The organism is Curtobacterium caseinilyticum (assembly GCF_030363035.1).
GTDB lineage: Bacteria > Actinomycetota > Actinomycetes > Actinomycetales > Microbacteriaceae > Curtobacterium > Curtobacterium caseinilyticum.
In genome coordinates this window covers 1-920 of the sequence record NZ_JAUCMN010000021.1, presented here as the reverse complement: position 1 = coordinate 920, position 920 = coordinate 1, and the positions used below count along the sequence as shown (strand labels likewise).

Below are 920 nucleotides of genomic sequence, written 5' to 3'. Positions count from 1 at the left end.
GGTGCACGTGCGGAAGGCGCCGCGTCCCGGGGTCGGGGTGCGGCGCCTTCGCGTCGTGGTGCGGTGGTGTCCCGCGGGTACTGCGGGTGTTACTTGATCTGGGCGGTGATGGTCGCGGTGCCCACGAGCAGGCCACGCTTGACGGCGTCGGTACCGAAGGTCTTGTTCAGCAGGCCGGCAGCGTCCTCGGAGACGTGGACGGTGGTGCCGGTCAGGATCGCGTTGTCACCCTCGAGCTGCAGCGGCTTCAGCGACCCACCCCACAGCTCGAACAGGTACGCGTCCGCCGCGGCGAGCTTGCCGTTGACCAGGACGTCACCGTAGAGCTTGGACGAGCCCGGGTTCACGACGAAGTTCTCCAGCGTGACCGTGGTGTCACCGGCCTTCAGGGTCAGACCCGACCCGTTGTGGTTCAGCAGGCCCTGCACGTAGGGGCGGTAGTCGCCGTCCGGGGACCAGTACGTGACCGAGCCGGTGGTGATCGGGAACGACACTGCACCGTTCTCGAGCTTCGCCGAACCGGACACACCCGGGGTCAGCTTCAGCGAGGTCAGCGCGTCGGTGAAGCCCTTGTCGAGCGCGACGGAGGTGGTGCCGCCGAGGACCTCGGGCACCGAAGCGACCGGGGCGGGGATCTTCGATGCCTCGGACGAGGACGACACCGTCTGCACGTTCGGCGTCGACGCGTTCGCGGTCGTGACACCGAACGCGGCACCCGTGAGCACGAGCGCGCCGGTGGTGGCGAGGGTGATCGAGGTCTTCATGGACTTGCGCATGGTGTTTCCCTTTCGTTGTCGCGCTCGGCGCGATTCCCTGTGTGCGCGCCGAACACACCCCGGCAAGGGGTGGAGAACCAGCTACCTGCGGCTGGTGAGCGCTCCGGGTGTTTCCCGGTTGATGCAAGGGATTCGACACCCTCG

At 67.7% G+C, this 920-nt stretch carries 1 protein-coding gene; it reads right to left on the bottom strand.

Features of this window, described 5'->3' with window-relative positions:
* Positions 1–89: 89 nt before the first annotated feature.
* Positions 90–776 carry a hypothetical protein gene (locus tag QUG93_RS15975; protein WP_289475612.1) on the bottom strand — a complete coding sequence of 229 codons (687 nt, stop codon included), beginning with the start codon at positions 774–776 and terminating at the stop codon, positions 90–92.
* Positions 777–920 lie beyond the last annotated feature (144 nt).

Bases quoted from the DNA above. Each gene is read 5' to 3' on its own strand.
- QUG93_RS15975 (WP_289475612.1), bottom strand. From the start codon at position 776: ATGCGCAAGTCCATGAAGACCTCGATCACCCTCGCCACCACCGGCGCG.